The sequence below is a fragment of the Methylobacterium segetis genome, from assembly GCF_004348265.1.
GTDB classification, from domain to species: domain Bacteria; phylum Pseudomonadota; class Alphaproteobacteria; order Rhizobiales; family Beijerinckiaceae; genus Methylobacterium; species Methylobacterium segetis.
Genome location: NZ_SMNT01000154.1, coordinates 1 through 7138, shown reverse-complemented (window position 1 = coordinate 7138; position 7138 = coordinate 1). Strand labels below are relative to the sequence as shown.

The 7138-nt window shown below is 74.2% G+C and carries 8 protein-coding genes; 3 read left to right on the top strand and 5 right to left on the bottom strand.

All coding sequences use genetic code 11. The annotated features are described in order from the left end of the window. Both E1J50_RS24710 and E1J50_RS24705 read right to left on the bottom strand, forming a co-directional pair. Positions 1 to 1146, bottom strand: a 1146-nt coding sequence (locus E1J50_RS24710) for a pseudouridine synthase (protein ID WP_245516743.1), incomplete at its 3' end; no start/stop codon positions are given. 136 nt (positions 1147 to 1282) lie between these two features. Then, the gene (locus tag E1J50_RS24705) at positions 1283 to 1459 is read right to left on the bottom strand and encodes a DUF1328 domain-containing protein (protein WP_109895258.1); all 177 of its coding nucleotides are present in this window, start codon (positions 1457 to 1459) and stop codon (positions 1283 to 1285) included. Positions 1460 to 1691: 232 nt separating this feature from the next. On the opposite strand from E1J50_RS24705, the gene E1J50_RS24700 reads away from it, so the two are divergent. Together E1J50_RS24700 and E1J50_RS24695 are read left to right on the top strand one after the other, a co-directional pair. Then, positions 1692 to 2156, top strand: coding sequence for a nucleoside deaminase (locus tag E1J50_RS24700; protein WP_207919288.1), 465 nt, complete (start codon positions 1692 to 1694; stop codon positions 2154 to 2156). A 49-nt stretch (positions 2157 to 2205) separates the two neighbouring features. Next, entirely contained in the window at positions 2206 to 2910 is a 705-nt protein-coding gene (locus E1J50_RS24695) for an SDR family NAD(P)-dependent oxidoreductase (RefSeq protein ID WP_132256705.1), read from the top strand. Between the two features lie 53 nt (positions 2911 to 2963). Here E1J50_RS24695 and E1J50_RS24690 read toward each other — a convergent pair whose 3' ends face one another. After that, positions 2964 to 3887 carry an alpha/beta fold hydrolase gene (locus E1J50_RS24690; RefSeq protein WP_132256703.1) on the bottom strand — a complete coding sequence of 308 codons (924 nt, stop codon included), beginning with the start codon at positions 3885 to 3887 and terminating at the stop codon, positions 2964 to 2966. Positions 3888 to 4086: 199 nt separating this feature from the next. Here E1J50_RS24690 and E1J50_RS24685 point away from each other — a divergent pair, with 199 nt between their 5' ends. Next, positions 4087 to 6249, top strand: coding sequence for a putative bifunctional diguanylate cyclase/phosphodiesterase (locus tag E1J50_RS24685; RefSeq protein WP_132256701.1), 2163 nt, complete (start codon positions 4087 to 4089; stop codon positions 6247 to 6249). 65 nt (positions 6250 to 6314) lie between these two features. Here E1J50_RS24685 and E1J50_RS27585 read toward each other — a convergent pair whose 3' ends face one another. Both E1J50_RS27585 and E1J50_RS24680 read right to left on the bottom strand, forming a co-directional pair. After that, positions 6315 to 6455, bottom strand: coding sequence for a hypothetical protein (locus E1J50_RS27585; RefSeq protein ID WP_165937969.1), 141 nt, complete (start codon positions 6453 to 6455; stop codon positions 6315 to 6317). A gap of 156 nt (positions 6456 to 6611) precedes the next feature. Continuing rightward, positions 6612 to 7138: phosphoribosylglycinamide synthetase C domain-containing protein (locus E1J50_RS24680; protein ID WP_281024593.1), on the bottom strand; the 527-nt coding region annotated here is incomplete at its 5' end.

The following is a 7138-nucleotide window of genomic DNA, read 5'->3' as shown; positions in this document are numbered from 1 at the left end:
CCGACCCGGCGCCTCGCGGCGGCTGTCGGTGCGGGCGGCTCCGCGCGCGGCGGCGGCCGCCTCGCGCGCCGCCCCCTTCGGCGAGCCGAACGGGGTCACGGGCTCGCGCACCGGGCTCTCGAAATCGACCTCGGCCTGCGCCGAGAGGCCGGGGCCGAGCTGCTCCTTCAGCACCTTGGTGCGCACCTCCTCGACGAGGCCGGCCTCGAGGTCGCCGAGCTGGAACGGCCCGAACGAGAGGCGGATCAGCCGGTTCACGGCCAATCCCAGATGCTCGAGGATGCGCTTGACCTCCCGGTTCTTGCCCTCGCGCAGGCCGAGCGTCAGCCAGAGGTTGTCGCCCTGCATCCGGTCGAGGCTGGCCTCGATCGGGCCGTATTCCATGCCGTCGATGGTGACGCCCTTGCGCAGCCGGTCGAGCTCGGCCTGGGTCGTCTCGCCGTGCGCGCGCACCCGGTAGCGGCGCAGCCAGCCCGTGTCGGGATGGGCGATCACCTTGGCGAGGCCGCCATCATTGGTGAGGAGCAGGAGCCCCTCGGTGTTGATGTCGAGCCGGCCCACCGCGACGACGCGGGGCAGGTCCTCCGGCAGCGTCTCGAACACGGTCTGGCGCCCCTCCGGGTCGCGGGCCGTGGTGACGAGGCCGCGGGGCTTGTGGAACAGCCAGAGCCGGGTGCGCTCGCGGGCGGGCAGGGGCTCGCCGTCGACGACGATCCGGTCGGCCTCCGTCACGTTGATCGCGGGCGAGGCCAGGACCTCGCCGTTGAGGAGCACCCGCCCCTCCGCGATCATCGCCTCCGCGTCGCGGCGGGAGGCGACGCCGGCCCGCGCGATCGCCTTGGCGATGCGCTCGCCCTCCGGGGTGCCCTGGTCCGGCGAGGCGGGCGCCTCGCCCCCCTCTGTCTCGCTTCCCTGCGCCTCTCGCCCCTGCGCCTCCCGCGCCTGCGCCTTGGCCCGCGGCTCGCTCCGGCGCACGGCGACGGGCTTGGCCGCCTTCTCCTTGCGGCGCGGCCGCGGCGCCTCGGAATCGGGGCCGGGCACGCCCGCGTCTGTGGCGGGGGCCCAGGCGGCGGGCTCCTCCGGCCGCGCGGCGGGCGGGTCGGTCTCGGGGATATCGGGGGTGTCGTCGGGCGGGGTCGCGTTCATGGGCGCCCCATAACAGAGGCGGGCGGGCCGCGCGAGGCCGATGCGTCAACCGCGCCCGCGCAGCGCCCCGGAAATGGAAGAGGCGGCCGCAAGGGCCGCCTCGTCACGCATGTCCGTACGTTGGGTCCGGGGCGCCTCAGAGCCTCGGCGAACGGCCGCGCATCACGCCGAACACGGCGGAGATGAGGAACAGGGCGATCGCGACGAAGAAGACGATCTTGGCCGCCTCCATGGCGGTGCCCGCGATGCCGCCGAACCCGAGCAGGGCCGCGATGACGGCGACGACGAGGAAGGTGACTGCCCAACCGATCATGGTGCTCTCCGTGACTTCGATGTTGCCGGCTCAACGGCCAAGCTAGGCCCTCGGTTCCGGATGCCGACGTCGCCGGCTCCGTGCGTCCGGCGGCGTCTTTCACGCCCCGACTTTACGCCGGGGGGCGCCCTTCAGTTCCTCGGGCCTCGGGGCGTGATGCAGCCGGGCGTTGTCCGGGCGGGGCCTCCGGCGGCGCTTCCCCCGCCGCCGGCCCGCCCCTAGAGTGCGGCCCGTGCCCGATCCCGACCATCGCTCCCCGGACCCGCTGAGCCTCGCCCTGGACGCCGCCCGCCGGGCCGCCGGCGAGGGCGAGGTGCCCGTCGGCGCGGTGGTCGTGCGGGACGGCGCCGTCCTCGCCGTCGCCCACAACCGCCCGCGGGCGCTGCGCGACCCGACCGCCCACGCGGAGATCCTGGCGATCCGCGCCGCCTGCGCCCGCCTCGGCGACGAGCGGCTGAGCGGCTGCGACCTCTACGTGACGCTGGAGCCCTGCCCGATGTGCGCGGGCGCGATCTCGTTCGCGCGGATACGGCGGCTCTACTTCGCGGCCCCCGATCCGAAGGGCGGCGGCGTCGAGCACGGGCCGCGGGTGTTCAACCAAGCGACCTGCCACCACGCGCCGGAGGTCTACGGGGGCCTGCGCGAGGCGGAGGCCGCGGCCCTGCTGCGCGCCTTCTTCGCGGACCGGCGGGGCTGAGGGGCGTGCAGGATCCCGGCAGCAGGCCGCGCGAGACAGGAGGAGCGAGATGAAACCCCATTACGAGCGCGCCCTGATCGTGGGCGCCGGGTCCGGCCTGAGCGCGTCGCTCGCCCGGCTCCTCGCGGGGCAGGGGATGCGGGTAGGGCTCGCCGCGCGCAACGTCGCCAAGCTCGGCGACCTCGCCGCGGAGACGGGCGCCGCGATCCATGCCTGCGACGCCAGCCGGCCCGCGGAGGTCGAGGCCCTGTTCGCCCGGCTGGAGCCGGCGCTCGGCGGCCATCCGGACGTGGTGGTCTACAATGCGAGCGGGCGCCTGCGCGGCCCCCTCGTCGGCCTCGATCCCGAGGCGGTCGAGCGCGCGCTCGCGGTGACGGCCTACGGCGCCTTCCTCGTGGCGCAGGCGGCCGCCCGCCGGATGCTGCCCGCCCGGCACGGGGCGCTGCTGTTCACCGGCGCCTCGGCCAGCGTGAAGGGATTTGCGGGGTCGAGCCCCTTCGCCATGGGCAAGTTCGCCCTGCGCGGCCTCTCGGAGAGCCTCGCCCGCGAGTTGCAGCCGGAGGGCATCCACGTCGCGCACGTCGTCATCGACGGCGCCATCCGGAACCCGGCCCGCGGCGGCGAGCCGCCGGACGCGCCGGACAGCACCCTCGACCCCGACGCCATCGCCCGGGCCTATCTCGACCTCCTGCGCCAGGACCGCAGCGCCTGGACCTCCGAGGTCGCGCTCCGCCCCTGGGTCGAGCGGTTCTGACCCTCGCGCCGCCCTCCCTCTCCCGTTCGGGAGAGGCGGGCCGTTCGGAGACGTCACCCGGCCAGGAACGCCCGCAGGGCCTTGAGCGTGGCGGACGGGTTCTCCTCGGCGAGGAAATGGCCGGAGACGACGACCTCCCCGGTCGCCTGCGGCGCGAAGGTGCGCCGCCAGGTGGCGAGGGCCGTCTCGGGCTTGCCCCGCTCGAGATAGGCGTCGCTCGACAGGACGAGGACCGGCATCGGCAGGGTGCGCCCGGCCGCGAGGTCGGCCGCGTCGGCCGCGCGGTCCGGCCCCGCCCCGGCCCGGTAATCCTCGCACATCGCGTGGATGCGCTCGGGCACGTTCCAGGATTGCCGGTAGAGGGCGAGCGCCCCCGGCGCGAAGGCGGAGAGGTCCTTCGCGCGGGACCAGTCGCGCAGCAGGCCCTCGTAATAGGCGTCCGGGCCGCGGGCGAGGATCTCGTCCTCCGGCCCCGGCGCCGGGCCGGCCAGGAACGGCCAGTGCGGGTTCATGCCGGGATGCGCCTCGATCCGCTCCCACTGGACGAGCGTCGGCACGATGTCGAGGAGGGCGAGGCGGGCGACCCGGCCCGGCTCGTCGAGGGCGAGCCGGTAGGCGACGCGGGCGCCGCGGTCGTGCCCGCAGAGCGCGAAATGGACGTGGCCGATCCGCTCCATCAGCGCGACGATCTCGCGCCCGAGCTCGCGCTTGGCGTAGGCCTCGTGGCCGGGGCCTCCCGCGGGCGCCGCCGACCAGCCGTAGCCCTTCAGGTCGAGGCAGATCACCCGATGGTCGCGCGCGAGGTCGGGGGCGAGGCGGTGCCACATCGCGTGCGTCTGAGGAAAGCCGTGCAGGAGGAGGAGCGGGGGCGCCTCCGCCGGGCCGCCGGCACGCGCGAAGGCGCGCCCGCCCGGCCCTTCGAGCCAGAGCGACTCGAAGCCCGGGAAGAGATCCACGCTCCCGGCATCGTCCGTCATCGATCGTCTCCCCCTGCCCCATGGCCGGCGCCCGATGAAATCCGGCGCGTGTTGAACCCGTCCAGGCCGATTCGGCTCCGGCTCCTGCATAGATTCTTCGCGTTGCAGCCCGAATAGTGTGCAGTGTGCGCAGAATTCATCCGAGAACAATTGTTAAGACATACCCAGCAACATCGGCACGTTCCGCGACGGTGGTTCGATGCCCCTACAACTCTTGGAAGATTACGCGCAGGTGGCCTCGGACTGGTTCTGGGAGACCGGGGCGGATGCGTGCTTCACCTACCTGAGCCCGGGCATCGGCCGCTTCCTCGGGCGGGACGTGGCCGAGCTGATGGGCCGGTCCCGCCACGCGATCTCGGTGAACGGCGAGGACGAGAACCACTGGAGACCCTATCGCGAGGCGATGACGCGGCGCGAGGGCTTTCGCGACTTCGACTATCCCTATTCCCATCCCGACGGCGGCACGCGCTGGCTGCGCATCAGCGGCGAGCCCCGCTTCGGGCGGGACGGCGCCTTCGAGGGCTACCGGGGCGTCGGCACCGACGTGAGCGCCGAGCGGGCGGCGCGCAGCGCCCTCTCGACGGCGCTCGGCGACCTGCGGGCCTCGAACCTGCGGCTCGCCGAGCAGAACCGCCTGTTCGAGGCGGCGCTGAGCAACATGGTCCAGGGCCTGTGCATGTTCGACGCCGCGGCGCGGCTCGTCGTCTGCAACCACCGCTACCGGGAGATCTTCGGCCTGCCACCCGAGGCGGTCCAGTTCGGGATGAGCCAGCGCGACCTCTGCACGATCCTGGTGGCGCGGGGCTGCTACCGGCGCGAGGTCACGGTCGACAGCCTGTGCGAGGGGACGCGGCTGGCCATCACCGCGGACGAGGCCGCGCCGATCCACCGGGAGCTCGCCGACGGGCGCATCCTCGCCGTGTGCTACCGCCCGATCGAGGGCGGGGGCTGGGTCTCGACCTTCGAGGACATCACCGAGCGCCGCCGCAACGAGGCGCGCATCGCCCACATGGCGCGCCACGACGCGCTGACGGACCTTCCGAACCGCACGGCCCTGCGCGAGTGCGGCACCGACCTGATGGCCGAGGGGCGCCATGAGGGCGGGCAGCGCCTCGCCCTGCTCGCCCTCGACCTCGACCGGTTCAAGGTGGTCAACGACACGCATGGCCACGGCGTCGGCGACGCGCTCCTGCGGGCGGTGGCCGAGCGGCTCTGCGCGAACGTGCGCGGCGGCGACCTCGTGGCCCGCCTCGGCGGCGACGAGTTCGCGGTGATGCACCGGGTCGCCGACGCGCAGGGGGCCCTGACGCTCGCCGAGCGCCTGATCGCCGTGGTGAGCGCGCCCTACGAGCTCGGCGACTACTCGGTCGAGATCGGCATGAGCGTCGGCCTCGCCCTGGCCGGGGCCGAGACCGAGGATGTCGAGCGCCTCCTGAAGAACGCCGACACCGCCCTCTACCACGCCAAGGGCGCGGGGCGCGGGCAGGCCTGCCTGTTCGAGGCGGCGATGGACGAGACCGCCGAGGCGCGCCGCACCCTGGAGCGGGACCTGCGCGCGGCCCTCGTCAGCGACGCCTTCGAGCTGCATTACCAGCCCCTGGTCGAGGCCGGCAGCGGCGGCGTCAGGACGCTGGAGGCGCTGATGCGCTGGCGCCACCCGGAGCAGGGGCTGATCAGCCCGGCGACCTTCATCCCCATCGCGGAGGAGACCGGGCTGATCGTGCCGCTCGGCGAGTGGGTGCTGAACCAGGCCTGCCGGGACGCGGCGACCTGGCCCGCCGAGGTCGGCCTCGCCGTCAACGTCTCCGCGGTGCAGCTGCGCCACCGCGCCTTCGCGCAGACGGTGCTGCTGGCGCTCGCCGCGAGCGGCCTGCGGCCCGAGCGCCTGGAGCTCGAGATCACCGAGAGCGTCCTCCTCGACGACACCGAGGCGAATTTGGAGACGCTGCACCTGCTGCGCCGGACCGGCATCCGCATCTCGATGGACGATTTCGGCACGGGCTACTCGAGCCTGAGCTACCTGCGCCGCTTCCCCTTCGACAAGATCAAGATCGACCGCTCCTTCGTGCGCGACGCGGGCCACCTCGCCGAATCGGGGCCGATCATCCGGGCGCTGGTCGGGCTCGGCGCCAATCTCGGCATCACCACGGTGATCGAGGGCATCGAGACGCCGGACCAGCTCGCCGCCGTGCGGGCCGAGGGCTGCGACGAGATCCAGGGCTTCCTGTTCAGCCCGCCGCGGCCGGCCCGCGAGGTCGGCGAGATGCTGGCGGGCCTGCGCCGGCGGGCCGCGCAGGAGGCTGCCCAGGAGGGCGCCCAGGAGGCTGCCCAGGAGGCTGCCCAGGAGGCCGCGGCCGCCTGAACCCCGGACTTCCCCTGAGACTTCCCCTGCGACTTGCCCCGCTCTTTGCCCGGCTGCTTGCCCTGCTACTTGCCCTGGAGCGCCTTCGCGACGCCGGCGAGGCGCCGGGCGGCCTTGCGCGCGGGCGCGTCGACCGCGTCCAGGAACAGGATGCCGGCCATGACGGAGGCGACCGTGAGGAGGAACTGGGCCAGCGCGTGGGACATCGACCGGGCTCTCGTGATTCGGCTGAGGCGCACCCGTTCTGCCGGGCACTGCCGACACGATTCAATCGGAACAGGGTGAACGCGGGGTAACCGGAGGGCCGGCGGCGCGTTTTCCCGGGCCGGTGCGCCCCGGATGCCACGCTCCGCCGGACGGCCCTAGACGCCCCGGCCGGCGGCCTCGCGGGCGACGGCGCGCTGGCCGATGTCGCGGCGGCAGAACCCCTCCGGCCAGTCGATCCGCGCGACCGCCGCGTAGGCGCGGGCCTGCGCCTCGGCCACGCTCTCGCCGAGGGCGGTGACGGCGAGGACGCGGCCCCCGTCGGCGAGCAGCCGGTCGCCCTCGGCGCGGGTGCCGGCCTGGAAGACGAAGGCGGCGTCGCTCGCCGCCGCCTCCGCGACCCCGCGGATCTCCGATCCCCGCACCACCGTGCCCGGATAGCCCGCCGCCGCCATCACCACGGTGAGCGCGGCCCGGTGCGGGTCGAATTCGAGGGCGACGCCGGAGAGGTCGCCGTCGCAGGCCGAGAGCAGGGCGGGGACGAGGTCCGAGGCGAGGCGCGGCATCAGCACCTGGGCCTCGGGATCGCCGAAGCGGGTGTTGTACTCGATGAGCTTCGGCCCCTCCTCGGTCAGCATCAGCCCGGCATAGAGGATGCCGGTGAAGGGGGTGCCCCGCTCGCGCA

What these genes read in the sequence shown, in the direction of transcription:
- E1J50_RS27585 (WP_165937969.1), bottom strand. Translation starts at nt 6,455, where the DNA reads ATGTCCCACGCGCTGGCCCAGTTCCTCCTCACGGTCGCCTCCGTCATG.
- E1J50_RS24705 (WP_109895258.1), bottom strand. Translation starts at nt 1,459, where the DNA reads ATGATCGGTTGGGCAGTCACCTTCCTCGTCGTCGCCGTCATCGCGGCC.
- E1J50_RS24685 (WP_132256701.1), top strand. Translation starts at nt 4,087, where the DNA reads ATGCCCCTACAACTCTTGGAAGATTACGCGCAGGTGGCCTCGGACTGG.
- E1J50_RS24690 (WP_132256703.1), bottom strand. Translation starts at nt 3,887, where the DNA reads ATGACGGACGATGCCGGGAGCGTGGATCTCTTCCCGGGCTTCGAGTCG.
- E1J50_RS24695 (WP_132256705.1), top strand. Translation starts at nt 2,206, where the DNA reads ATGAAACCCCATTACGAGCGCGCCCTGATCGTGGGCGCCGGGTCCGGC.